Source organism: Janthinobacterium sp. BCJ23 (assembly GCF_059617945.1).
The window spans coordinates 176369-200210 of record NZ_JCAQAW010000007.1; the positions used below are offsets into that span (position 1 = coordinate 176369).

The window sequence follows — 23842 nt, forward strand, 5'->3', positions numbered from 1 at the left end:
CCAGCGCGCGGCAGGCACTGGCAGGCCATTGACGCTGCGCAATCAAGCTTGCAGCAGTGAAATTCGGGGCCGCACGCGGCGCTAGAATGGCTGGCGCGGCTTACTTGCCCAGCACGCGCGGTTGCGGCAATTCCGTGTGGCCAAAATCCATCATGGTCCAGCGTCCGCCCCAGCGCAGGCCCACCGATTCGGCCGTCACGCCATATAAACGGTAGCCGCGCATGGCCCAGGCATTTTTTTCAGAAATGATGAGCTTTCCTTCATGCATGAATGCGCAATCGGCCGCCAGGCCATACTGGTGATAGCTTTGAAACGCCCTCGCGTTCGTCACGTTCGGGCCGGCCGCCGCCAATTGATCCTGGCGCGCCGGGCTGCGATAGCCTTCCAGCAAGACCATATCGTAACCATGCACGTCTTTCATGATCTTGAAGACCAGCAGCAAGCGCTGCGCGAAATCGTGATCGAGCAATTGCCAGTTGCGGCTGGCGCCGCCCAGCAGCGGGCGCAGCTGCGTTACTTCCGCCGTGGAAAACAGCAGCGGCGGCAAGGTCGGTGGCGGCACCAGCTGCTCGCCCTTCAGCAAGTCGCTGACCTGGTCGTTGATGACGTGTTGCTGGTCGGCATAGCCGCGCAGGGCGATGCGGTCGCTGGACAGCCAGGCCAGCAGCGGCGGCACGATGACCAGCACGCTGCCTGCCAGGCTCAGCCAGCGATGCCGCCACAGCAGTTGCCAGACGCGCGCCATGCCCGAGCCCGTGTGTTGCTGCACGCGCTGCCACTGCGCGCCGCCGCCCCGCTGCAACCCCTGTGCACGCCGCTGCATGCGCCAGCCCAGGTTGACGAGCGTGTGCAGCACGATGGCGCGGCCGCCGGGAAACAGCAGCAGCCAGCAGGCAAAACAGGCGAGCAAGAAATACATCAGGACCAGGGCGACGAACATGGGGCGCTCCGTGACGGGAATCGGCGGGGCCGGGCAATCCATTGCTCGGCGGTATCGCTAGATCGTAGGCGTCTGCGGCCCGCATGAGCGCGGTTTACATCAAGGTCAGTTGAATTTGATCCACTGCGGAGGTGATATTTTGTCTTTACTGAAAACCGGGGATGGCCAGGCGCGCGGTCCTGACCTGCTGAGCAAGGCCGGCGCGGCTGGTGCGCGCATCGAAGGCAAGGGCATCCTGTCGCAGCTCGAGCACGGCGCCGCCGCGCCCGCCGCCATGCCGGCCCTGCGCTGGCGCCCCGGCTGGCGGCACGGAGCCGCTGGCGCGCTGTGCCTGGCGGTGCTGATCACGGCCGTGCTCGCCTACGACACGGACGCCACGCCACTGCCGCCGGCGCCCGCCATTGCCATGGCGGCACCCGCAATACCGGCGCCAACGGTGCTGCAACAGGCGGCCTCCCCGCCGCAGGCCGCCACTATCGTCAATACGGCGGGACCGCCCTTGACCGAGGTGGCAGCCGTGAGCGCGCCGCGCAAGGTGCTAGCGCCCGTGCGCCAGGCGGCCGCCCGTCAACAAGGCGCGAAGCCGGCTGCCGCGCCCGGCGACAGCGACGTCGCCTTGCTGACGGCGATGGTGGCCCATGCGCACCGGCAAGCAGGCACGGCGGTACCCGCGCGCGACGTGGTGCTGCGCAAACAGGACGAGGAAACGGCGGAACTGTTGCAGCGCTGTCAGCAGCTGGGCCTGATCGAAGGCATGCTGTGCCGTTCGCGTATCTGCTCGGGCCGCTGGGACAACGATCCCGCCTGCCATTGAGCGTCGGGGTGAACCTCAGGCGCGCTCGGACACTTCGATCAGATTGCGGTCCGGGTCGCGCAGATACACGGAGCGGATGGGCCAATTGGCGCCCGTGCGGGCCACCGGACCTTCCTCGATGGCAATCCCCAGCGCCGCCAAATGGGCGATGAACACGTCGAGCGGGACGGCGGCGATGAAGCACAGGTCCAGCGCGCCGGGCGTGGGCAAATCCGCTTTGGGCAGGAATTCCTTGCCGGCCTCATGCAGGTTGATTTTTTGCGCGCCAAACTTGAAGGCATGGCGGCCGGCGCCAAACGTTTCCAGCCGCATGCCCAGCACGCGCGTATAGAAATCGATGCAGGCCGGCTTGTCGCGGGTGGTCAATACCAGGTGGTCGAGATGGTCTATCATGCCGTTCTCGGGTGAATGGCCGCGTCCATGCGGCCCTGCAAAAAGCCTTCCATCAGCGCCAGCAATGCCTGCGGCTGCTCCTGGTGCGGCGTATGGCCGCACTGCTCGACCATGGCGGGCATGGCGTTGAGCGCCTGCGCCACGATGGTGTCGACCTGGGCCGCGCTGCCGTACTGGTCCTCGCTGCCCTGCACCACCAGCGCCGGGCATTCGACGGAAGGCAGCAGATACTCGATGTTCCAGAATTGGAAGCCATAGCTGAGCCAGGTGTCCGACCAGGCCTTGAAAATGGTCTCCGTCTTGTCGCCATGGTATTTCGCCAGCGCGCGCAGCTTGCCCGCGCCAAACGCCGCGTCCGCCTCGCGTATGCCATCGAGCGTGATGCCTTCGACAAACACATGCGCCGCCTCGGTGATGATGCCGCGCAAGCGCGGCGGCTGCTGCGCCGCATAGATCAGGGCGATGCTGCCGCCATCGGAATGGCCGACGAGAAAATGGTCCTGTCCCGGCAGCAGTGCCGCCAGCACTTGCGGCAGCTCGCACAGCGCGTAGTCGTGCAAATAATGGAGCTGGCGGCGCGCCGTCAGCGGCGACGATTGCCCATAGCCGTGACGGTCGTACAGCAAGCCGCGACAGCCCGTGGCCTGGCATAGCTGCGCGGGAAAATCTTTCCACATCGCACAGCAACCGAGTCCCTCGTGCAGGAATACCAGGCAGGGCTTGGCGGGGTCGCCTTCGATCAGTTCGTAATAGATATCGGTTTCGGCACTCAGGTTCAGTATCGGCATGGGCTAGGCTCGCAACGGGTTCCGTATCGGCAGGTCGGCTGGGCCTATTGTGCCATTGTCCTGCACGGCATGCGTGGCGCCCCCGTAAAAATAGCCTGCCGGAAAAGTTCTTGCCGCTTGCCTGCAAGGTGTTTGCGCCAGCACAAGCGAGCGCCGCTTTTCCAGCGGCCCAGCGCGCTTTCTACGCCTGTGTATGCCTAGAATGAATTACTCCAACAGCATGGAGCAGGCGGCTACCTTATCAGCCCGGACGTGACACTGGCCGTCACGGCAACACAGATAGGGCGTCTTGCCGCACAACGACAGGCGCGGTGTCCAAACTATCGATGAGGAGTACATCATGGAAATGAAAGTAGAAAATCGCACGGGCAGCAACCTGGCCCCGGAAACCACCGACCTGCCGCTGGAGCTGGACGGCCAAGCCGCGCAAGGCGCAAGCGCACAGGACTTGAACCTGAGCGCCGCCGCCTTCACCACCTACTACACGTGGACGGCCAATGGCGTGCATCCTTCGGTCAACTTCGCCAATGCCAACGTGAAAGCCAATTCGCGCGTATTGCTCAACATCAGCGAATATGCCGCGACTCCCCAGGACCGTTTCATCGGCTCAGCCCGCATGGCCGTGTACAACATCGCACCATATAACGGCGGCTTCCGTGCCTGGGTGGATATCTCGTGGGGCAGCCCGCTCAAGGTGCGTTTCGACGTGTTTGTGGATCCCTGATCAGGGAACACCGCGCACGCCGTTGATGCGCTGAAGCGATAACTAGCGTGAACGGGAAACCGTGTGCGCATGACAAAAAAGGCCACGTGTTGCCACGTGGCCTTTTGCTGCTGCTTGTTCTGGCTCCCCGACCTGGACTCGAACCAGGGACCTGCGGATTAACAGTCCGTCGCTCTACCAACTGAGCTATCAGGGAAAGGAGGCCGAATTATATACGTCAAAATTTCTCATGTCCAGTTGTTGCTGCATGGCCAGCAAAACTGGCCGCCAGGGAGCAAGCCTCGCCGGCTGGCTGCGCCCGTCTGCGCGGCGCCATGCAAGATAGTAGAATAGCCAGGCCTTGCCGACACGCAAGGCGTACAACGGCATGCCGGCAGCGGGGCGTCAACCACGCCGTCGCGCGGACATGCGCTTGCGAGGTTCGCCTTGCCCCTGGCTTACTGCTCTCACCCGACATGACAGAATCAAGCGCAACCCTGGTGGACAATCCCGGCAGCGGCGACAGCTCGGCGGACATTGCCGCGCATATGGCGGCCGCCATCGTGGCACGCCAATTGCCGCCCGGCACGCGGCTGCGCGAAGAGGCGCTGTGCCGGTTGTACGGCGTCAGCCGCACCAAGATCCGCGCCGCCCTGCTCATCCTCTCCAAAGACAAACTGATCCGCATGGTGCCCGACAAGGGCGCCTTCGTCAGCCAGCCGACCGAAGCGGAGGCGCGCGACATCTTTGCCGCGCGGCGCATCATCGAAGCGGCCGTGGCGCGCGAATTCGTTGCGCGGGCCAAGCCTGCCGACTACAGGATGCTCGAGCGCCACCTGAAGGCGGAACGCCAGGCGCTGGCGCAAGCGACGCCGCTGCGCTCGCAACTGCTGGGCGATTTCCACGTCTTGCTGGCCGATATCGCCGGCAACGCCGTGCTGCGCGACATCGTGCGCGAACTGGTGGGCCGCAGCTCGCTCATCACCATGCTGTACCAGTCGGGCCATGATGCCGCCTGCTCGTGCAACGAGCACGGCCGCTTTCTCGAGGCGGCGCGCAGCGGCGACGCGGACCTGGCGGCGCGTCTGATGGTCGAACATCTGGCGCACGTGGAAGCGGCCCTGCGCTTCGACGGCAGCGCCGGCGAGGCCAAAAAAGACCTGGTGGCGGCCCTGCTGATGTAGGCCGCGCCATCAAAAAAGGCCGCCGGTGCGGATGCACGGGCGGCCTTGTCATTGCGGCGGCAAACCCGCTATTCGCCCAAGTAGATAAACTTGAACAGGAAGATGGCGGCGATGATGTAAGCCACCACGGACACCTGCTTGCCCTTGCCCGTCAGCAGTTTCAATACGGCATAGGTGATGAAGCCGAAGGCGACGCCGCTGGCAACCGAATACGTAAATGGCATCATCAGCGCCGTGATGGCGGCGGGAATGCTTTCCGTGCTGTCATCCCAGTCGATAAACGTCAGTTCGCGCAACATCAAACAAGCCACGTACAGCAGCGCTGGGGCCGTCGCATACGGCGGCACCGTGTGCGCCAGCGGGGCGAAGAACAGGCTGCCCAGGAACAGCAGCGCGACGGCCACGGCCGTCAAGCCCGTGCGGCCACCCGCTTGCACGCCGGCCGCGCTTTCCACGAAGGCCGTCGTGCTCGACGTGCCCAGGCAGGCGCCGGCCGCGATCGCCGTGCTGTCGGCCAGCAAGGCCTTGTTCATGCGTTCCATCTTGCCGTCTTTCAGCAGACCTGCACGGTTGGCCACGCCCATCAGGGTGCCCGTCGCATCGAACAGTTCGACCAGGAAAAACACCAGCACCACGTTGATGATGCCGAACGACAGCGCGCCCATGATGTCGAGCTTGAACAAGGTCGGCTCGATGGCGGGCGGTGCCGAGACGATGCCGTTGAACTGGTTGCCGCCAAAGAAGAAGCTGGCAATCGTGATGGCGAGGATGCCGATCAAGATGGCACCCGGCACTTTCAGGCGGTCCAGCGCGACGATGATGAAGAAACCGAGGATGGCCAGGATGGGCGCCGCCTGGTGCAAGTCGCCCAAGGCGATGATGGTGGCCGGGTTCGACACCACCACGCCGGCGCTTTTCAGGGAAATGATGGCCAGGAACAAGCCGATACCCACCGTGATCGCCGTGCGCAGCGCGGGCGGGATGCTGTTGATGATCATCTCGCGTATCTTGAACAGGCTCACCAGGATAAACAGGCAGCCGGAAATGAAAACGGCGCCCAGCGCCACTTCCCAGCTCATGCCCATGCCCTTGACCACCGTGTACGAGAAGTACGCATTCAAGCCCATGCCCGGCGCCAGCGCGATCGGGTAGTTCGCGTACAGGCCCATGATCAGGGTGCCGATGGCGGCCGCCAGGCAGGTGGCGACAAAGACGGCGTCTTTCGGCATGCCCGCATCGCCGAGGATGGACGGGTTAACGAAGATGATGTAGGCCATCGTCAGGAACGTGGTCAGGCCGGCCAGCAGCTCCGTGCGCACATTGGTCCCGTTGTCCTTCAGTTTGAAATAGCGTTCCAGGAACTGCATGATTAACCCCTTGTTTTGGTAAAACCGCGCGCCTGGTCTTGGCCAAGACGCATCTTTTTTTCTTGCAATAACTAGTTACTTGGTCGCTGCGCCAGCCGGTTTGAAGGCCCACCAGCGGCTGCCCGCGAAATTCCAGACCAGCCCGATGCCCGTCGCCAGTACCTGCGCCAGCCAGTAATACCAGCCCAGCTGGTGCACCAGCAGCCACATCAGGCCCGTATTGATGCACCAGCCGATACCCAGCAAGGTGAAGTACTTGGAAGCCGCTTCGCCATGGCCCTTGTCGCTTTTAAACGTGAAAAAGTAATTGAGGATGTAGTTGACGACGGAACCGAGGATGTAGCCGATGCCGGACGCGGCGGCGGCGCTGATGCCGGCCCATTCCACGCCGCCCCACAGCACGCTGTATTGCACGGCCGTGCCGGAAGCGCCGACGGCGGCGAAACGTAGAAATTGGTGATGCAGGGAATGGGACATTGTCAATTTTCAAATATGGCGAACACTCTCGCCAGGATCGGGCCAGAATAAAAAATGGCTACGATTGCTCGTAACCATTTTTCAGCCTGCATTTTACTGCAAGTTGCGCCCAACGTTCATATTCGCCGCCGTTTCGACACTTATTCCTTGCGCTGGCGGCGCCGGCGCAACCACACAAACAGCGCGATCAGCAGCAAGATGCCCACGATGCCGCCCGGCAGCATGAACGGTTGCGCCCGCGCCAGCACGGGTTTCTCGCCGCCGCTGCGCGCCTGCGCCACGTAGGCGGGCGTGACGGACACGTCCGGGTTGCCGTACTGCTTCAGCACGTAATTGGCGATCGACGCGATCTGCTCGTCCGTCAATGGCTGCACGTAGGAGCGCTGGTCGAAACGGGGCATGAACGCTTCGTGCTCTTCCCCTTCGATCTTGCGCTCGACGCCAAACAAGATGGCCGACACCAGGTTGGCCGGGGTGTTACCGCCCGTCGCCGTGTTGTTGAACAGGGCCGGATAGCTTTGTCCCGTGCTGCCGGCGCCGCTGGCCGAGTGGCAGCTGGCGCAGTAGCCGGAAAACAGCACGGCGCCGCTGTTCAGGGAATGGTGCTCGGTGGAACTGGCCATGCCACGCAGCAGCGGTTCTTCGCTGGCCGCGCTGCCATGACTGAATGCAGCTTTCGTCTGGCCCGGTGCACGCACGGGCGGCACCGTGCGCAGCCACGCGACGATGGCGGCCACGTCGTCGTCACGCAAAAATTGCAGGCTGTTCTGGATGGCTTCGGCCATGCCGCCCGCCGCCTGCCCCTTGCCTTCCACATGGCCCGTCTTCAGGTAGGCGGCGATTTCCGCATCCGTCCACGCGCCGATGCCGCTGACCTTGTCGGACGTGATATTCGGCGCATGCCAGGAGCCGAGCGAGGCGCCGGCCAGGGTCTGGCTGCCGATTTCCGCCATCAGCGCATTGCGCGGCGTATGGCAGGCGCTGCAGTGCGCCAGGCCTTCGGCCAGGTAGGCGCCGCGGTTGATCTGCGCACTCTTCGTTGCGTCCGGCACGAAGCGCTTATTGTCGAGGAACAAGGTATTCCAGCCCAGCATCGACAGGCGCACATTGAACGGGAATGGCAGGGCCGTCTGGCGCGCCGGCTCGTCGACGGGCTGGACGGCCTGCATGAAGTAGTAATACAGGTCGCCCACGTCCGCATCCGTCAGCTGCGCATAGCTGGTGTAGGGCATGGCCGGATACAGGTGGCTGCCATCGGCGCGCACGCCTTCGCGCAGGGCGCGCGCAAAGTCGGCTTCCGTGTAGTGGCCGATGCCGCCTTTTTTCGATGGCGTGATATTCGTCGCGTAGATCGTGCCCAGCGGCGAATCGATGGCGTAGCCGCCCGCATACGGCTTGCCGCCCGCTGCCGTATGGCACGCCATGCAGTCGGCGGCGATGGCCAGGTAGCGGCCCCGTTCGAGGCGCGCATCGGGCTTGGCGGCCACGGGCGCGGCCGGGCGGTCCGGCGTCAGCGTGACGGGCGGCACCGGTGGTGCAGCGTGCGCGGCCAGCGGCAAGCTAGCCGCCAAGGTCAGGCTCAGCAATAAACGGCGCATCATGCGGCCTCCCTTGCCAGGGTGCGGGCGATGTCGTCGGCCGCGCGCAAGCCGAGCGCCGCCATGCTGAGGGTGGTGTTGACAACACTGGCCGACGGCATGGCGCCGCCACCCGGCAGCCACAGGTTGGCGTGATCGTGGGCGCGGCAATTGCCGTCGACCACGGAGTCAAGACGATTCGAACCCATGATGACGCCGCCCATGATGTGGTTATTCGCGTTCAGGCTGTCGGTGATATGGAATTCCACGGCGCCGAACAGCTTGCCGATGTGCTTGAGCTGCGCATGCGCGGCCTTCGCGCCATCGCGCACGTAGTCGCCCACGTCATAGTAAATGTCGGGGCAGGCCAGGCCCAGCGGGTCCTTGCGCGTCTTGCTCAGGGTCAGGCGGTTGTGCGCTTCGGGCAGCGGTTCCAGGCTGATCGACAAGTCCACGCCAAACGCGGCGCGGCGGCGGATCTCGTCGTCGAGGTCCTTGCCCACCAGGCCCAGCTTCAAGGACTGCTGGGTAGCAGGCCCGACACGCGTGATGTTATTGAGGATCATCTTGTTGGCCGAATACTGCGCGCGGAAGGCGCCGTCGCGCGGGCCCACCAGGCAGCTGCTTTGCGCGGGGCCACGGCCCGTCCAGATCGGTTCATTGGCAAGGAAGGTACAGTGGAAACCCGAGTGGTCCATCATGTTGCGGCCCACCTGGTCGGAACTGTTGGCGATGCCGTTCGGATTGTTCTTGTTGGCCGCCAGCAATAGCAAACGCGGCGTTTCGATGCCGTTGCAGGCAATCACGAAAGCCTTGCCCGTCGCCATGTGCGACTGTTTCTTGGCGTCGTACCAGTGCACGGCCGTCACTCTGTTGTTGTGGTCCGTGTCGATGCGGTAGACGACGGCCTCGGCCAGCACGCCAGCGCCCTTCAGCTCGGCCCGCTCCACGTGGTGGATGCCGTTGTACATGGCGCCGATGGGGCAGATCGGCTGGCAATTGTTATTGCCGCAGCAGGTCGGACGGCCCTGCCATGGGCGCGTCGAGCGGCCTTGCGGAATCGGCACGGAACGGTAGCCGTGCGGGTTGACCACTTCGGCGAAGCGCTTGTCGCCATAGCCCCAGGGCACCATGTCCATCGGGTACGGTGCGCTGCGCTCGCTCGGCGACTGCAGGGCCGGATCGTTGGGGCCGGCCACGCCCATTTCCTGCTCGGCGCGGCAATAGTACGGTTCCAGTTCATCGTAGGAAATGGCCCAGTCGCGCCCTACCCCGTAATCGCTCTTCATGCGCATGTCGGATGGCAAGTGGCGCCAGCACGATGCGGCCCAGTGCCAGGTCGTGCCGCCCACCGTGCGTAGATAGCCCTGCTGGAAACTGCTGCCGTTGGGGCCGGACACTTCCACATAGTTATTCTTCGGGAAATACAGCGGTGCCGGTGCATTCTCCGCCTGCGGATACAGGCCCTGGAAGTCCGAACCGACGCGGTTTTCGAATGGCATGTTGCGCCAGTTTTCCACGGCCTGGCCGCGCTCGATGCGCAGGCCCGCTTCCAGCATGATCACGGAATGGCCTTGCGCGGCCAGCTGATCGGCCATCATGGCGCCGACGACACCCGTGCCGACGATGACGACATCGGCGACGACGTCGCCATTACTCTTGAATTGGGGTGATTTCATTTTGCTTGCTTGCCTTTCGGTTCAGGGGTGCCGGTGGTGGCCGGCGCGGGCACGGGTTTCGGTTCCACGGGTGCGGAAACGCGCACGGCCGGCGGCGCCTTCAGCCACCACAGGGGACCGTAATTGCAGTAAGTCGGCACGACCTGGCCATCGGCCACCGTGCGATACATCAAGGCCTCGGCGTAGGCGACGACGATGGATTTCGTACCCTGCGCCGCGTTGCCGGCGACGGTACCCGTGTACCAGGCGGCGACGATGGCCAGCGCCAGTTCGCGCAGACGCGCATCGGCGGCGGTGGCGGCCGCCAGCAGGGCTTTCGCTTCCTGGCCCGTGACGAGCAGCGCGCCCAGCTGCGGCAAGCGCTCGGCGAAGCCGGGCACGTTGCTGCGCATGGCTTGCTCGATGCGCGCCGCCGTCGCGGCGGACAGATCGCGGTGGCCCGTGATCGTTTGCGACAAGGTGTAGAACAGCATGGTGGCGGGCGCCAGTCCGGCAGCCGGCGCGCTGGCCGGGGCCTGCATGGCGGCGGACAGGGGATTGCTCCAGAAACCGGCCTGCGCCAGCAAGGCGGCCAGGCCGATCAGGGCGTGGCGGCGGCTGATGCGGGGAAGGGATGAAACGGATGTTGCAGATGGTTCAGTGTCTGGATGGTTCATGAGACTCCCGCAAGACTTGTTGTTTTATTGACTTCGATGATTGCGCCACATTGCATTTGCGCATAGATGGAACCGGTTCCATATTATCCTACAGAAGTAAATTGTCTGCCAATGTAGTATTACTACTGAGATATTGGCTCGGGCAATTCCTGTTTTTCACGCAGGCAAAACGCCAGTCCTGGCTGGCCGCCCAGGCAGTAATGGAAGTCCAGCACGCTGCCGCCAGCCAGGTTTGGCTTGCCCGGCAAAGGCAGCGGCAGGTTCAGGCTGCAATCATGGTCGCCCAGGACGATGTCCCCATGCACACGGATGCGCGTGAGCAAACGCGGCGCCTGCTCCAGCACGTCAGGCAGGCGGATGCTGGCGGCGGGCAGCGTGTCGCCCCGCTCCCCCTGCCAGGCGCGCATGGCGTCCGCGTCGAGCGCAAACACGCGGCCCCAGTCCGTGCACGACTCGCCGGGGCTGCGCCGGTCCAGGCCCAGGTGCACGGTGACGGCCGCCGGCAGCAGCGCCGCCGCGGGCGCTTGCGCGTGCAGGTTGCGCAGGATGGCCACCTGCGGCTCCTTGCCCAGCGCCGTATTCATGGTTTCGCTGACGATCACGTCCGGCATGGCGCCGGCAGGAATGCGGTAGGCTGCCGCGTCGGCGCAAAGGTATTCGTCGACGTGGCTATCCAGGCCCAGGGCTGCGATCAGTTCGCGCGCATAGTCCAGGGTCTCGGCATGCACGTCGAGGATGGCAAACTGCACCTCGCTCGCGTCCAGCACGGCCATCACCGGCAGGGCCAGCAGGGCGAACGGACCGCAGCCCGCATACAGCACGCGCACGGGCCGCCCACCGTTCACGTCGAGCCGCTCGCGCACGGCCAGCGCCAGGCCTTGGATGAAGGCGGCGCTGCGGTAGGGCTCGCGCGCGCACAGGCCCGCCTGCACGGGCGAGATGGCCCAGCCGCTGGGCAAAAAACTTTCGCCGTCGCGCAAGCCGTCCTGCCGGTCCATGGGCAGGCGCGAATGGCGCTCGACGAGCTGGCGCAGCCGCACCGTTTCGCCGACCAGGCTGGCCAGCGAACGCTGCGGATCGCACAGCGCGGCCGCCATGGCGGCCAGTTCCACGCGCGCCGAAGTCACGCGCAACTCCACGGAAAAGGCGGGATAAAGACAGAATGCATGGCGGCTTCCTTGAAATGATTGCAAGTGCGCGGAAAAATTGGCAGCATAGCAAATAAATAAACGCCTGCGCATTTGCCACCACCTGCCGGAGCACCGATGCACGACTTGCCGCTTTCCGCCCCCTACCAGTTGCGCGTCCAGCGCGACGACGACGATGGCTTTGCCGCCGCGCTGTACAGCTCCACGCGCGACGACTTGCGCCAGATGCCGGCCGATCCCGCCGTCATCGAGCAGCTGATCGCCATGCAGCAACGCATGCAAAGCCACGGTTACCGGCAAGCCTATCCGCAGGCCACATACCTGGTGCTGCAGCACGGCGACACGCCCATCGGGCGCCTGGTCCTGGACCGCCAGGATCAGGTGCTGCACCTGGTCGACATCGCCATTCTGCCCGCCGCGCAAGGCCAGGGTGCAGGCAGCGCCGTGCTGCGCGGCCTGCAAGCGCAAGCGGGCGCGCAGCAATGCCGGATCCACCTTGCCGTCAACAAAAGCAACACCGCCGCGCGCGCGCTGTACCAGCGGCTGGGCTTCCGATTGCGCGGGGAAAACGAGGTGCAGGAGCAGCTGGAATGGAGCGCATCATAGTGGCGGCGCCGATTCCGCCCAGCACCTGGCTGCGGCTGCCGCTGCGCTTTGACGTGGCGCGCATGCAGCGCGACAGCGACCAGTTCGCCACGGGCGAGTGGATCCATCATTTCAATACGGGCGCCTACGACACGGGCTGGAGTTGCGTGCCGCTGCGTTCGCCCGGCGGAGTAGCCGGCGACATCATGCCCGTCGACGGCGCCGCCTATGCCGGCACACCGCAACTGGCGCGCTGCCCCTGCCTGCGCGAGGTGCTCGCCAGCTTCGCCTGCGAGATCCGCGCCGCGCGCCTGATGGCCTTGGCACCGGGCGCCGTCATCCGCCCACACCGCGACGCCGGCACATCGCTGGCCGATGGCTTGATCCGCATCCACATCCCCATCCACACTACGCCGCAGGTCCTGTTCAGCATTGACGGCGAGAACGTGCATTTCACGGCCGGCCACGCCTGGTACATGGACGCCAGCTGCCTGCACGCGGTGCGCAACGATGGCGCGGCGCCGCGCATCCACCTCGTGCTCGACTGCATCACCAATGCCTGGCTCGGAACGCTGTTCGCCTCCGCCGGTTTCGTGCCGAAAGCGGCCCATAAATATGGCGACCCCAGCATCAACGATGGCAATGTGCGGGCCGTCATCGCCCAGCTGCGGCTGTCCCCCTCGCCCGCCAGCCTGGCGCTGGCCAGCGAATTGGCAGCATTAGCCGGCGGCGTTGGGAACGCGCCATGAGCGCCCGGCATGGCCTGACCCAGCAGGAAGGCTTGCTGGCCAGAGGCACTGTTGTTCCCTGGCATGCGGGCATGGACATGCGCCGCTGGTATCCACTCTTTGCACAGCACGATGCGCAAACGGACGAGGTATCCCTCTGCTGGCGCGACCTGGGCCGGCAGCCGTTCAGCGAACCATTCTTTATCAACACCCTGGCACGCCAGCCGCATGAGGAGCGCCGCGTCTGCCACACGCCGCTGGCGGCGCTCGCCACGCTTGGCGATTGCCTGACGCCCGACGCCTTCATCTTCCACGTCTCGCGCTGTGGTTCGACCCTGCTGACGCAATTGCTGGCGACCTTGCCGCAATGCGTGGTGCTATCTGAGCCAACCGTGATCGACTCGCTGCTGCGTCTGCATCACGATGGCATGGCGGGCAGCGACGGCATCGCCCTGCTGCGCCAGGCTATCCTGGCCCTGGGCCAGCGCCGCACGGGCGAAGAGACACATTTCTTCATCAAGTTCGATTGCTGGCACATCCACAACCTGGCCTTGCTGCGCCAGACGTTTCCCGATACGCCCTGCCTGTTCCTGTACCGCGAACCGCAAGCCGTGCTTGCCTCGCACCAGCGCCAGCGCGGGCCGCAGATGATCCCCGGCATGCTGCACCCGGCTCTGCTGCCGCTACCCGCACACCAGCTAGCTCCGGGCGACCATGATGGCTATGCGGGTGTGGTGCTGTCCAGCCTGTTTGCGGCGGCTCAGCCGCCCGCCGCTGCGGGTCAACTCAAGCTCATTAACTACAATCAATTGCCTGGCATGGTATTGGATGATTTGCTGCCCCGCTTCCGCATTACCCCCACCGCTGGACAGCTGCAAGCGATGCGCGAACGCGGCGGCGTGCATGCAAAATATGGCACGGTATTCCAGGGCGACGCACCTCCGCATGCGGCAAGCAGCCTGCCTGTCATGGCGGAGCAGATACAAGCAGGCTATCAGGTGTTGGAAGCGCTGCGGATAGGAAATTGACCTTGCTGCAGCGTGCCATCAGCGCGCCGTAAAAGGCAAAAGCCCGGTGAAGGACCGGGCTTTTGTGTGGCGGCCGTTGCGCTGAGCGGCCGTGCCTCAGCCGGAAAGTCCCTTAGCCACGTTGCGCGCGACGGCGGCGTGCCATGAAACCCATCAGTCCCAGGCCGGCAGCCAGCATGGCATAGGTTGATGGTTCTGGCACGGCCGTGACCGATACGTTATCGAGTGCCGCACCCCACACGCTGTTTTTGTTATTACCTTGAAAGTACAAGGTGCTGTTGGCAGCGGTGGCAATAAAACTGAACCCTTCGTTTACCCAGCCCATGTTGGAAGGAGACCGGCCCGTGCTGTCAAACGTGAAGCTGTGCACGCCCGTGACGCCCACATCCACCAACTTGAGGCTGCCGCCACCTTCGGCATTTCCGGCCAGGCTGAAACTGACGTTGTACTGCTGTCCGATCACGGTGCCGAAGGATTGCGAAATACGTCCGCCCGAGCTGCCATTCAAATCCAGGCTGTAATTGCCCTCGGCGTGCTTCCAGTATTGGTTGATGATATCGACGCTGCCACTGTCCACGCTCCAGGCGCCCAGGTGTCCGCCGCTGTTTATCTGAGTGAACGGGCCGCTAAACGTGCTCGATTCGAAGCCGCCATTGCTCAACAAGTTAGCGTGCGCCAAAGGCGCAACCAGAATCAGTGCAGCCACACCGGCCAAAGCAGTCAACTTACGCATAATTCAATATCCCTTTTATTTTATTCAAGAAATTTATTTTTCTTGAAGTCATCAGCTTAAGGCTGACAACTTAAAAAATCAATAATATTCTTAATTTAATAATAAATAATCCTCCAAGATTCGCCCTCTTCGCCTCGGGGATCTGGCGATCATGAAATTGAAAATGATGTGGATGACCAAATGATGTGCCACGCGCAAGGAGTAGTTCCTGAAACGCAAAAAGCCCAACCGGAAGGCTGGGCTTTTTGATGCTGCTGATGTTCTGGCTCCCCGACCTGGACTCGAACCAGGGACCTGCGGATTAACAGTCCGTCGCTCTACCAACTGAGCTATCAGGGAAAAGAGGCCGCATTCTATAGGGCAAATTTTCAGTTGTCCAGATTTACGCTGAAAAATTTACGCGCGGCGACACTCAGCCCGGATTTTCCCGGGGCTGATAGTCAAACACCAGCACCCGCCCCAGCCATGGCTTGAGCAGATCGACAAAGGCCAGGTGGGCCGGATGGGCCAGGTACACGTCGCGCGCGGAGGCGCCATCGAAGGTCAGGGTAAAGCAATCGGTAAAACCGTCATCGAGGCCTTCCGGGCTGACGTTCGGTCCCCATTCGAATTGCAGCACGCCGGGAATGCGGTGTTTAAGCAGGGAAAATTCATAGACCAGCTCGGCATGCTTGGCCGGTGTGATGTCCTCGAGAAAGTCACACAGGACGATATGGCGCAACGGAATTGAACAGGTCATGGTGGCAGCTCTCCTATGGGGTTGCATTCAGGATAGCGCAAAACGAAAAAGCACACAGGCAGCGGCCCGCCACGCCACACATATTCTCTATATGCAACATGTTATTCGGATAATATCCCCCATGGACACCCCATACCCGCAGGCCACCATCGATATCCGCCCATGACTAAGCTACTGGCAGTGCTATTCATCACCCTGATGCCATTTTCCGCAAGCAAAGCGCGAGCGCTCGCCATCGATGCGCTGCTGACACCGGACATCGGCGGGATCAAACAGTTTGTGGAAATCAAGACAGATGACTCAAAAAAACCTGTTCTGCTCTTTTTATCGGGCGGGCCGGGAAGTTCGATGATGAAGAATGCGGATGCCTTCACCGCCATTCTGAAAAACAGATTTACGCTGGTGCAGTGGGATCAGCGCGATGCGGGAAAAACCCTGAAACTCAATCCGTCGCCTAGCCAGCCTTCCGTCGCGCAGATGAAGCAGGACACGTATCAGGTCATCACGTTTCTTCAAAAAGAGCTCAGGCAGGAAAAAATATACTTGCTGGGCAGCTCCTGGGGCAATGTGCTCGGTTTTCATATCGTCGAACAGCATCCGGAACTGCTGCATGCGTATTTCGCCGTCAATCCCGTCATCAGTCAGCTGGCCAGCGAAAAGGAATTGCTGGCCAATTTGAAGGCGCATTTCCGGGACGATGCCACCGCCAGCAAGGAACTGGCGCAAGTGCATATTCCCTTTCAACAGGATGAAGACCTGTTTTACCTGCGCAAATGGCTTTTCCATCAGGAGGGTAAGGCTTTTGCGACCAGCGATGGCTTCAAGACCGGCTTTCTGCAATGGTCCAAAGCCTGGTCGCCCGTATGGAACGAAGTAATGCATATCGATTTGCCGAAGACCTTGAAGAAAGTCGACTGCCCGGTCTATTTCTTCGTTGGCAAGAACGACATCCAGACCTCCACCCGCATCACGCAAGACTATTTTGAGCAGTTGCAGGCGCCGAGGAAGGGGCTGTTTTTATTTGAACAGTCGGGCCATCAGATACACCAGGATGAACCGGAAAAATTCCAGCAGGCGATCATCGGGACTCTGCCCGAGCCAATCGCGGCGCGCTGAAATGCAAAAAGCCCAACCGTTCAAGGCTGGGCTTTCTGCTACTACGTGTTCTGGCTCCCCGACCTGGACTCGAACCAGGGACCTGCGGATTAACAGTCCGTCGCTCTACCAACTGAGCTATCAGGGAAAAGAGGCCGTATTATATAGGCCAAACCTGGCGCTGTCCAGATTTCCAAAGGGGAAATCTCATGTTGGCCCAAGCTACGCATCAGTGGCGCAAAAACAAAAAAGGCCACGTTTTTCAACGTGGCCTTTCGAATTCTGGCTCCCCGACCTGGACTCGAACCAGGGACCTGCGGATTAACAGTCCGTCGCTCTACCAACTGAGCTATCAGGGAAAAGAGGCAATATTATATGTCGCTTGTTCCATATTTGCAAGACCGATACTGCATCACCACAAACACGGCCATCGCCGACTTTCTACCGCCATCAGCGCCGCACTTGCATGCAGCGCCGAAGAAGCAAGATATTAAAGTACTTTGGCGATCGCGTCAATGACGATGTCGATATTGCGCGAATTCAATGCTGCCACGCAGATACGGCCCGTGTCGACGGCGTAGATCGATTGTTCGCGCAAAGACGCCACCTGCTCCTTGGTGAGGCCCGAGTACGAGAACATGCCGATTTGCTGGCGCACGAATTCGAAGTCGTGGCCTGGCGCCTTGGCTTTCAGCTTTTCCACGAAGGCATTGCGCATTTCACGGATGCGCACGCGCATGCCGGCCAGTTCCTCTTCCCACAGCTGGCGCAGTTCCGGCGTGGCCAGGACGGTGGCGACCACCTTGCCGCCGTGTACTGGCGGATTCGAGTAGTTGGTGCGCACGACACGCTTCAGCTGCGACAGCAAACGGGCCGCTTCGTCGGCGCTCGATGCGACGACGCTCAGGGCGCCCACGCGCTCGCCGTACAGCGAGAACGATTTCGAGAACGAGTTCGATACCAGCAGCGGGCCGCCCGCGTCGGCGAAGCGGCGCACCACGGCGCCGTCTTCGGCGATGCCGTTGGCGAAGCCTTGATACGCCATGTCCAGGAACGGCACCAGGCCGCGCGAGGTCACCACGCTGATGATCTGATCCCACTGGGCCACGCTCAGGTCGGCGCCGGTCGGGTTGTGGCAGCAGGCATGCAGCACGACGATGGAGCCGGCTGGCATGGCGTTCAGGCTGGCCAGCATGCCGTCGAAGTTCACGCCATGGGTGGCGGCATCGTAGTAGGTGTAGTTATTGACGACGAAACCGGCGTTTTCGAACAGCGCACGGTGGTTTTCCCAGCTCGGGTCGCTGATGTAGACTTGGGCGCCCGGCGCGAAGCGCTGCAGGAAGTCGGCACCGATCTTCAGTGCGCCCGTGCCGCCGATGGCTTGCACGGTGACGGCGCGGCGCTCTTGAATTACGGCGCTGTCGGCGCCAAATACGAGTTCTTGCACAGCCTTGTCGTAGGCGGCAAGGCCTTCGATCGGCAGATAGGTGCGTGGCGCCGCCTGTTCGATCAGGATGGCTTCCGCCTTGCGTACGCAAGCTAACAGAGGCACTTTACCGTTGTCGTCATAATAGACGCCAACGCCCAGATTGATTTTGGCGGGATTCTGGTCCGCGTTAAATGCTTCGGTGATGCCCAGGATCGGGTCGCGTGGGGCCATCTCGATGGCGCTAAACAGACTGGCAGAAACAGTTGGGTTCGTCATGATAAGATTGGATTCGATTGGAAGCAGGTTCACAGCGGAGTTGTAGACAGCGCCCCAAAATACAACGCCAGGGCCGCCAGCAGAGCACTATTCTAACAAAGGTCTGATTCACATGCCCGAATTATCTACCGCCAGCGAGGCGGAAAGCGCAATTATCTCTTTCCCGGACTCCCCGTTCAAGCTGCACCAGCCCTTCCCTCCGGCCGGTGACCAGCCCACGGCAATCGACCAGTTGTCAGAGGGGATTGCCGACGGACTGGCCTTCCAGACCCTGCTGGGCGTGACGGGTTCGGGCAAGACCTACACCATGGCCAACGTCATCGCGCGCATGGGCCGGCCCGCCATCGTCTTTGCGCCGAACAAGACCCTGGCCGCGCAGCTGTACAGCGAGTTCCGCGACTTTTTCCCGCAAAACGCGGTCGAATACTTCGTCAGCTACTACGATTACTACCAGCCTGAAGCCTACGTGCCGCAGCGCGACCTGTTCATCGAAAAGGACTCGTCGATCAACGAGCATATCGAGCAGATGCGCCTGTCGTGCACCAAGTCGCTGATGGAACGGCGCGACGTCATCATCGTCGCCACCGTCTCGGCCATCTACGGTATCGGTAACCCGAACGAATACCACCAGATGATCCTGACGTTGCGCGTCAAAGACAAAGTCGCCCAGCGCGACGTCATCGCGCGCCTGATCCAGATGCAGTACACGCGCAACGAGGTCGATTTCGGCCGCGGCACCTTCCGCGTGCGCGGCGATACCATCGACATCTTCCCCGCCGAGCATGCGGAGCTGGCCGTGCGCCTGGAAATGTTCGACGACGAAATCGAATCGATCCAGCTGTTCGACCCGCTGACGGGCCGCGTACGCCAGAAAATCCCCCGCTTCACCGTGTATCCGGGCTCGCACTATGTGACGCCCCGCTCCACCGTGCTGCGCGCCGTAGAAACCATCAAGGACGAGCTGCGCGAGCGCCTCGAGTTCTTCCGCAAGGAGAACAAGCTGATCGAAGAGCAGCGGCTCGAGCAGCGCACGCGCTTCGACCTGGAAATGATGGCGGAAATCGGTTTCACCAAGGGCATCGAGAACTACTCGCGCCACCTGTCCGGCGCGCTGCCGGGCGAGCCGCCGCCTACTCTGGTCGATTACCTGCCGCCCGACGCCTTGATGTTCCTCGACGAGTCGCACGTGCTGACGGGCCAGCTGAGCGCCATGTACAACGGCGACCGTTCGCGCAAGACGAACCTCGTCGACTACGGCTTCCGCCTGCCGTCGGCGCTCGACAACCGCCCCTTGAAATTCGAGGAATTCGAACAGAAGATGCGCCAGACCGTGTTCGTCTCGGCCACGCCGGCGGAATACGAAAAGAACCATTCCGACCAGGTGGTCGAACAGGTCGTGCGGCCCACGGGCCTGGTCGACCCGCAGATCATCGTGCGCCCGGCCAGCAGCCAGGTCGACGACCTGATGTCGGAAATCGTCGAGCGCATCAAGAAGGACGAGCGCGTGCTGGTGACGACCCTGACCAAGCGCATGTCCGAGCAATTGACGGAATACCTGGGCGACCATGGTATCAAGGTGCGCTACCTGCACAGCGATATCGAGACGGTGGAGCGCGTGGAAATCCTGCGCGACCTGCGTCTGGGCACCTTCGACGTGCTGGTGGGGATCAATCTGCTGCGCGAGGGCCTGGACTTGCCGGAAGTCTCCTTGGTCGCCATCCTTGACGCGGACAAGGAAGGCTTCCTGCGCTCCGAGCGCAGCCTGATCCAGACCATCGGCCGCGCCGCGCGTAACCTGAACGGCACGGCGATTTTGTACGGCGACCGCATCACGGACTCCATGCGCCGCGCCATCGACGAGACGGAACGCCGCCGCGCCAAGCAGATCGCCTTCAATACGGCCAACAACATCATCCCGATCGGCGTGAAGAAATCGATCCGCGAAATGATCGACGGCGTCTACAGCCCGCAGGAAGCGCGCGAAACCCTGCAAGTCGCGCAGGAAGCGGCCAAGTTCGAAGCGATGAGCGAGAAGCAGGTCAGCAAGGAAATCAAGCGCCTGGAAAAACTGATGGTCGACCACGCCAAGAACCTCGAGTTCGAAAAGGCGGCGCAAGTGCGCGACCAGCTGCATATCCTCAAGCAGCAGCTGTTTGGCGCACCGGGTACGGACAATGTGACATCGATACTGGGTAGGTCGGATTAGGCCCTGCGGGCCGTAATCCGACAACATCGTTGGCGCTGGTGGCGGTGTCGGATTACGCGGCCTTGCCGCTAATCCGACCTACTTGAAAAGCCTTGACCGCACCAGCGAGTACAGGATTTCTGTCCATGGTTCGCCCTACTCCGGCAGCGAATAGTCGATATCGTAGAAATGCTGGCCGTTTTCAATGCGGATGGCCAGGGTGCCGCTGATGCCCGTCAGTTGCCCCGTGCCGGAATGCGGCACGATGACGATGGACAGCTGCTGCTTGCCATCGGCCATGGTGCCCGCATGCTGCGCCACGAAGCTGCCTTCCCTGCCCTGCAAGACGCCCGTGATGGCTTCGATGGCGACGTAGCCGGCCGCGCCCTTGGTGTCGGTGACGGCGTTGAGCATCTCGCCCTTGGCCGTGGCGACCAGGTCGCCGGCATAGACTTTGTCGAGCAGTACCTTGCCCAAGGTCGTGCGCCCCGCACGCTGCGGCGCCGCGGATGGCGTCATGGTGATGATGAAACTTCCCGTGGCGTGCACTGGCATGCGATGATCTCCCTCTGCAGATGAAGCGGCGCCGGCCGGCGCCACCGATAGACAACATGCGGCCAGCACCAGGCCGGACAAGCTGTGTGATTTCATGATTCCCTTTCAATCGATGCGAGAGAACCATCCTAGTACCGCTCAGGAGACAAATATTGGATAAAGCCGACAGCACGCGCAATGTGCTCGCCGCGCGCGGCCAGGCGCCGAAGGGCATCGTCGACCCGCAGGCGGCGGCGCGCCGCATACGGCTGGTGACCTATCCGCCGGACACCGCGCTGGCGCCGTTCGTCGAGTATTTCTGGGTGGTCGAATGGGACAGGCGGGGCTGTCCGCCGGAGACGCAGCGTGTGCTGCCCTACCCGAACGCCCACCTGGTGTTCGACCTTGGGCGCACCGCCATCCATGGCGTCGTGCGCGGCGCCTTTGACAGGCCGTTGACCGGTGCGGGCAAGGTGCTGGGCGTGCGTTTCGCGCCGGGCGGCCTGCGCCCGTTCATTACCCAGCCCCTGTCGTCATTCACCGATACGACCATCGCCGCCGATGCCCTGCTGGGCATGCCGGCAGGGGAAGCCGAGGCGCTCGTGCTGGGGCAAGCCGGCGATGCAGCCATGGTGGCGCAGACGCAGGCGCTGCTGCTGGCACGGCTGCCGCAGGTCGATGACGCGGCCCTGCTGGCCGCCAGGCTGACTGCCGCGGCGGCGGCCCACAACGGCCCGGCGAGCGTGGCGCAACTGTGCGAAAAAATGGCCATCGGCGAACGCCGGCTGCAGCGCCTGTTCGCCAACTACGTGGGCGTGCCACCGAAGTGGGTGATCCAGCGCTACCGCCTGCAGGAAGCGATCTGGCGCCTGGCGCAGCCCGATGCGCCCGACCTGGCCAGCCTGGCGCATGCGCTGGGCTTTTTTGACCAGGCCCATTTCAGCCGCAGTTTTGCGGAACTGGTGGGCAGCACGCCGCTCGACTATCGCCGCTCGCAGTTGGTAACAGCAGCCTAGCCCACCGCTTTCACGTCGTCGATATACGCGCGGATGATGGCGGCGAAGTCCGCATCGGCCGTCAAGCCCAACGCTTCGGCCCGCGCCGTATCCCAGGCGCCGGGCCAGCTATTGACGATGCGTTCGACGGCAGGATCGGGCGCATAGCTGATGCGGGCCGTCACTTCGCTGCCGGCCACTTCTTCGAGTGCGGCGATCATCTCGCCCACGCTCACGCTCAAACCCGGCAAGTTCACCGTGCGGCTGGCGCCGAAGGCCTCGCCCGCCAGTTCATGGCCGGCGATCAGCGAGGCGATGGCGCCGCGCGGCGACAGCAGCCACAGACGCAAATCGGTGGACACGGGGCACACGGCCGCCTCGCCATTCAACGGCTCGCGGATGATGCCGCTGGCGAACGACGACGCCGCCTTGTTCGGTTTGCCGGGACGTACGCTGATGGTCGGCAGGCGCAGTACGCGGCCGTCGACGAAACCGCGGCGGCTGTAATCGTTGAGCAGCAATTCGCCGATGGCTTTTTGCGCGCCGTACGACGATTGCGGGTTCAGGGCGCTGGTGTCCTGCACCACGTCCGGCAGCTTGCCGCCGTACACGGCCACGGAACTGGTAAACACGACCTTCGGCTTGTGTCCCAGTTCGCGGCAGATATCGAGCAGCACGCGCGAGGCGTCGAGGTTGATGCGCATGCCCAGCTCGAAATCGGCTTCCGCCTGGCCGCTGACGATGGCGGCCAGGTGGAAGATCGAGCTGGTCTGCGCATCGACGGTGGCGCGCATGAGAGCGCCGTCGGCGATGTCGCCCGTGACGACTGTCACGCGCGCATCGTTGAAGTCATGCGCGGCCACCACGTCGACCAGTACCAGCTCGCTGATCGTTTGCAACTGGCCGTGGCTGTCCGTCAGCTGGCCTTGCGCCAGCAACTGGCGCGCCAGGCGCTGTCCGAGGAAACCGGCGCCGCCGGTAATCAGTACTTTCATGTTCATGCTCCTTGTTTGTTGTTGTAAGCGGCCAGCCAGCCCAGGCCATCCTGAGTACGCCCGCGCGGACGGTATTCGCAGCCGATCCAGCCCTCGTAGCCGAGGTCATCGAGCAGTTTGAACAGATACGGGTAGTTGACTTCGCCATCGTCCGGCTCATTGCGCGCCGGGACGCTGGCGATCTGCACGTGGCCGATGCCGTCGAAGTTGTTCTTGAACGTCATGGCGATATCGCCCTCGACGATCTGCGTGTGGTAAAAATCCATCTGCACCTTGACGTTGGCCGCGCCCGACTCCAGGCGCAGCGCATGGCCCTGTGCCTGCGTGACGAGGAAGTAGCCGGGCATGTCGCGCCCGTTGATCGGTTCGATCAACAGCTCGATGCCATGCTCGCCCACGGCCTGGGCCGCGTACCGCAGGTTGGCCAGGTAGGTGGCGCGGTGCAGCTTGACGTCGGCGCCCACGGGCAGCAGGCCCGCCATCATGTGCACGCGCGGCGTGCCCAGCGCCAGCGCATACTCGATGGCGCGTGCCACGCCGGCACGGAATTCTTCTTCGCGGCCCGGCAGCGAAGCGATGCCACGCTCACCGGCCGCCCAGTCGCCCGGCGGCAGGTTGAACAGCACATTCTGCAAGCCGTGCTCGCGCAGCCAGCCGGCCACTTCCTGCGGCGCGTGGTCATACGGGAACAGGAATTCGACGCCTTTAAAACCCGCTTGCGCGGCGGCGGCAAAGCGCTGCGGGAAAGGGACTTCGTTGAACATCATGGTCAAATTGGCGGCAAAACGGGGCAT

The 23842-nt window shown here is 62.9% G+C and carries 24 protein-coding genes and 4 tRNA genes; 9 read left to right on the top strand and 19 right to left on the bottom strand.

All coding sequences use genetic code 11. The features are described from left to right. Positions 1–100: 100 nt before the first annotated feature. Positions 101–940, bottom strand: coding sequence for a M15 family metallopeptidase (locus AC54AG_RS21045; RefSeq protein ID WP_034750149.1), 840 nt, complete (start codon positions 938–940; stop codon positions 101–103). 139 nt (positions 941–1079) lie between these two features. Between AC54AG_RS21045 and AC54AG_RS21050 the strand changes: the two genes are divergently transcribed. After that, complete coding sequence (locus AC54AG_RS21050; protein ID WP_496631497.1) at positions 1080–1754, top strand: hypothetical protein; 675 nt, start codon at positions 1080–1082, stop codon at positions 1752–1754. 15 nt (positions 1755–1769) lie between these two features. On the opposite strand, the gene AC54AG_RS21055 is transcribed toward AC54AG_RS21050, so the two are convergent. Then, positions 1770–2147 carry a VOC family protein gene (locus AC54AG_RS21055; RefSeq protein ID WP_496631498.1) on the bottom strand — a complete coding sequence of 126 codons (378 nt, stop codon included), beginning with the start codon at positions 2145–2147 and terminating at the stop codon, positions 1770–1772. Then, positions 2144–2935, bottom strand: a complete 792-nt coding sequence (locus tag AC54AG_RS21060) for an alpha/beta fold hydrolase (RefSeq protein ID WP_496631499.1) — start codon at positions 2933–2935, stop codon at positions 2144–2146. The genes AC54AG_RS21055 and AC54AG_RS21060 overlap by 4 nt, the downstream gene beginning before the upstream one ends. Before the next feature lie 340 nt (positions 2936–3275). Between AC54AG_RS21060 and AC54AG_RS21065 the strand changes: the two genes are divergently transcribed. Next, entirely contained in the window at positions 3276–3659 is a 384-nt protein-coding gene (locus AC54AG_RS21065; protein ID WP_496631500.1) for a hypothetical protein, read from the top strand. A 120-nt stretch (positions 3660–3779) separates the two neighbouring features. Here AC54AG_RS21065 and AC54AG_RS21070 read toward each other — a convergent pair. Beyond that, positions 3780–3855: transfer RNA gene (locus AC54AG_RS21070), tRNA-Asn, on the bottom strand. Between the two features lie 259 nt (positions 3856–4114). Here AC54AG_RS21070 and AC54AG_RS21075 point away from each other — a divergent pair. Then, positions 4115–4822, top strand: a complete 708-nt coding sequence (locus AC54AG_RS21075; protein ID WP_496631501.1) for a GntR family transcriptional regulator — start codon at positions 4115–4117, stop codon at positions 4820–4822. A 68-nt stretch (positions 4823–4890) separates the two neighbouring features. Here AC54AG_RS21075 and AC54AG_RS21080 read toward each other — a convergent pair whose 3' ends face one another. The 6 genes from AC54AG_RS21080 to AC54AG_RS21105 all read right to left on the bottom strand — a co-directional run bounded on the left by AC54AG_RS21080 (position 4891) and on the right by AC54AG_RS21105 (position 11705). Beyond that, complete coding sequence (locus AC54AG_RS21080) at positions 4891–6189, bottom strand: NCS2 family permease (RefSeq protein WP_496631502.1); 1299 nt, start codon at positions 6187–6189, stop codon at positions 4891–4893. A gap of 75 nt (positions 6190–6264) precedes the next feature. After that, complete coding sequence (locus AC54AG_RS21085) at positions 6265–6666, bottom strand: GtrA family protein (protein WP_128142434.1); 402 nt, start codon at positions 6664–6666, stop codon at positions 6265–6267. Positions 6667–6806: 140 nt separating this feature from the next. Next, positions 6807–8267: a c-type cytochrome gene (locus AC54AG_RS21090; protein WP_496631503.1), complete on the bottom strand. Its 1461-nt coding sequence runs from the start codon at positions 8265–8267 to the stop codon at positions 6807–6809. Further along, entirely contained in the window at positions 8264–9922 is a 1659-nt protein-coding gene (locus tag AC54AG_RS21095; protein WP_070302271.1) for a GMC family oxidoreductase, read from the bottom strand. Before AC54AG_RS21095 ends, AC54AG_RS21090 begins: the two co-directional genes overlap by 4 nt. Then, positions 9919–10578: a sugar dehydrogenase complex small subunit gene (locus AC54AG_RS21100; protein WP_496631504.1), complete on the bottom strand. Its 660-nt coding sequence runs from the start codon at positions 10576–10578 to the stop codon at positions 9919–9921. Before AC54AG_RS21100 ends, AC54AG_RS21095 begins: the two co-directional genes overlap by 4 nt. Before the next feature lie 122 nt (positions 10579–10700). Beyond that, positions 10701–11705, bottom strand: coding sequence for an SAM-dependent methyltransferase (locus AC54AG_RS21105; protein WP_496631505.1), 1005 nt, complete (start codon positions 11703–11705; stop codon positions 10701–10703). 138 nt (positions 11706–11843) lie between these two features. Here AC54AG_RS21105 and AC54AG_RS21110 point away from each other — a divergent pair, with 138 nt between their 5' ends. Genes AC54AG_RS21110 through AC54AG_RS21120 form a run of 3 tightly spaced genes read left to right on the top strand, consistent with a single transcriptional unit; the run spans position 11844 to position 14067 of the window. Next, positions 11844–12332 (top strand): GNAT family N-acetyltransferase, encoded by a 489-nt coding sequence (locus AC54AG_RS21110; RefSeq protein WP_496631506.1) that lies wholly within the window; start codon positions 11844–11846, stop codon positions 12330–12332. Then, entirely contained in the window at positions 12317–13060 is a 744-nt protein-coding gene (locus tag AC54AG_RS21115) for an aspartyl/asparaginyl beta-hydroxylase domain-containing protein (RefSeq protein ID WP_496631507.1), read from the top strand. Before AC54AG_RS21110 ends, AC54AG_RS21115 begins: the two co-directional genes overlap by 16 nt. Then, positions 13057–14067 (top strand): hypothetical protein, encoded by a 1011-nt coding sequence (locus AC54AG_RS21120; protein ID WP_496631508.1) that lies wholly within the window; start codon positions 13057–13059, stop codon positions 14065–14067. The genes AC54AG_RS21115 and AC54AG_RS21120 overlap by 4 nt, the downstream gene beginning before the upstream one ends. Before the next feature lie 112 nt (positions 14068–14179). Here the strand turns inward: AC54AG_RS21120 and AC54AG_RS21125 are convergent, their stop codons facing one another. The 3 genes from AC54AG_RS21125 to AC54AG_RS21135 all read right to left on the bottom strand — a co-directional run bounded on the left by AC54AG_RS21125 (position 14180) and on the right by AC54AG_RS21135 (position 15539). Then, positions 14180–14800 carry a choice-of-anchor C family PEP-CTERM protein gene (locus AC54AG_RS21125; protein ID WP_219327434.1) on the bottom strand — a complete coding sequence of 207 codons (621 nt, stop codon included), beginning with the start codon at positions 14798–14800 and terminating at the stop codon, positions 14180–14182. Positions 14801–15063: 263 nt separating this feature from the next. Next, a tRNA-Asn gene (locus tag AC54AG_RS21130) sits at positions 15064–15139 on the bottom strand. Between the two features lie 73 nt (positions 15140–15212). Beyond that, on the bottom strand, positions 15213–15539 hold the full coding sequence (locus AC54AG_RS21135; RefSeq protein WP_496631509.1) for a Dabb family protein: 327 nt from the start codon (positions 15537–15539) through the stop codon (positions 15213–15215). A gap of 162 nt (positions 15540–15701) precedes the next feature. Between AC54AG_RS21135 and AC54AG_RS21140 the strand changes: the two genes are divergently transcribed. Further along, a complete protein-coding gene (locus AC54AG_RS21140; RefSeq protein ID WP_496631510.1) occupies positions 15702–16655 on the top strand; it encodes an alpha/beta fold hydrolase in 954 nt (317 codons plus the stop codon). Positions 16656–16706: 51 nt separating this feature from the next. Here AC54AG_RS21140 and AC54AG_RS21145 read toward each other — a convergent pair. From AC54AG_RS21145 to AC54AG_RS21155, 3 genes are all read right to left on the bottom strand, one after another. Continuing rightward, positions 16707–16782 (bottom strand) — tRNA-Asn (locus AC54AG_RS21145). Positions 16783–16917: 135 nt separating this feature from the next. Next, positions 16918–16993 (bottom strand) — tRNA-Asn (locus AC54AG_RS21150). A 131-nt stretch (positions 16994–17124) separates the two neighbouring features. After that, positions 17125–18339 (bottom strand): amino acid aminotransferase, encoded by a 1215-nt coding sequence (locus AC54AG_RS21155; RefSeq protein ID WP_175444492.1) that lies wholly within the window; start codon positions 18337–18339, stop codon positions 17125–17127. Between the two features lie 112 nt (positions 18340–18451). On the opposite strand from AC54AG_RS21155, the gene uvrB reads away from it, so the two are divergent. After that, positions 18452–20545: an excinuclease ABC subunit UvrB gene (gene uvrB / locus AC54AG_RS21160; RefSeq protein ID WP_034751995.1), complete on the top strand. Its 2094-nt coding sequence runs from the start codon at positions 18452–18454 to the stop codon at positions 20543–20545. A 135-nt stretch (positions 20546–20680) separates the two neighbouring features. Here the strand turns inward: uvrB and AC54AG_RS21165 are convergent, their stop codons facing one another. Further along, positions 20681–21175: a DUF3224 domain-containing protein gene (locus AC54AG_RS21165; RefSeq protein ID WP_496631511.1), complete on the bottom strand. Its 495-nt coding sequence runs from the start codon at positions 21173–21175 to the stop codon at positions 20681–20683. Positions 21176–21231: 56 nt separating this feature from the next. On the opposite strand from AC54AG_RS21165, the gene AC54AG_RS21170 reads away from it, so the two are divergent. Continuing rightward, the gene (locus AC54AG_RS21170) at positions 21232–22074 is read left to right on the top strand and encodes a DUF6597 domain-containing transcriptional factor (protein WP_496631512.1); all 843 of its coding nucleotides are present in this window, start codon (positions 21232–21234) and stop codon (positions 22072–22074) included. Here the strand turns inward: AC54AG_RS21170 and denD are convergent. Both denD and otnI read right to left on the bottom strand, forming a co-directional pair. After that, the gene (denD, locus tag AC54AG_RS21175; protein ID WP_496631513.1) at positions 22071–23048 is read right to left on the bottom strand and encodes a D-erythronate dehydrogenase; all 978 of its coding nucleotides are present in this window, start codon (positions 23046–23048) and stop codon (positions 22071–22073) included. The genes AC54AG_RS21170 and denD overlap by 4 nt on opposite strands. A 2-nt stretch (positions 23049–23050) precedes the next feature. Further along, positions 23051–23842 (bottom strand): 2-oxo-tetronate isomerase, encoded by a 792-nt coding sequence (gene otnI, locus AC54AG_RS21180; protein WP_496631514.1) that lies wholly within the window; start codon positions 23840–23842, stop codon positions 23051–23053.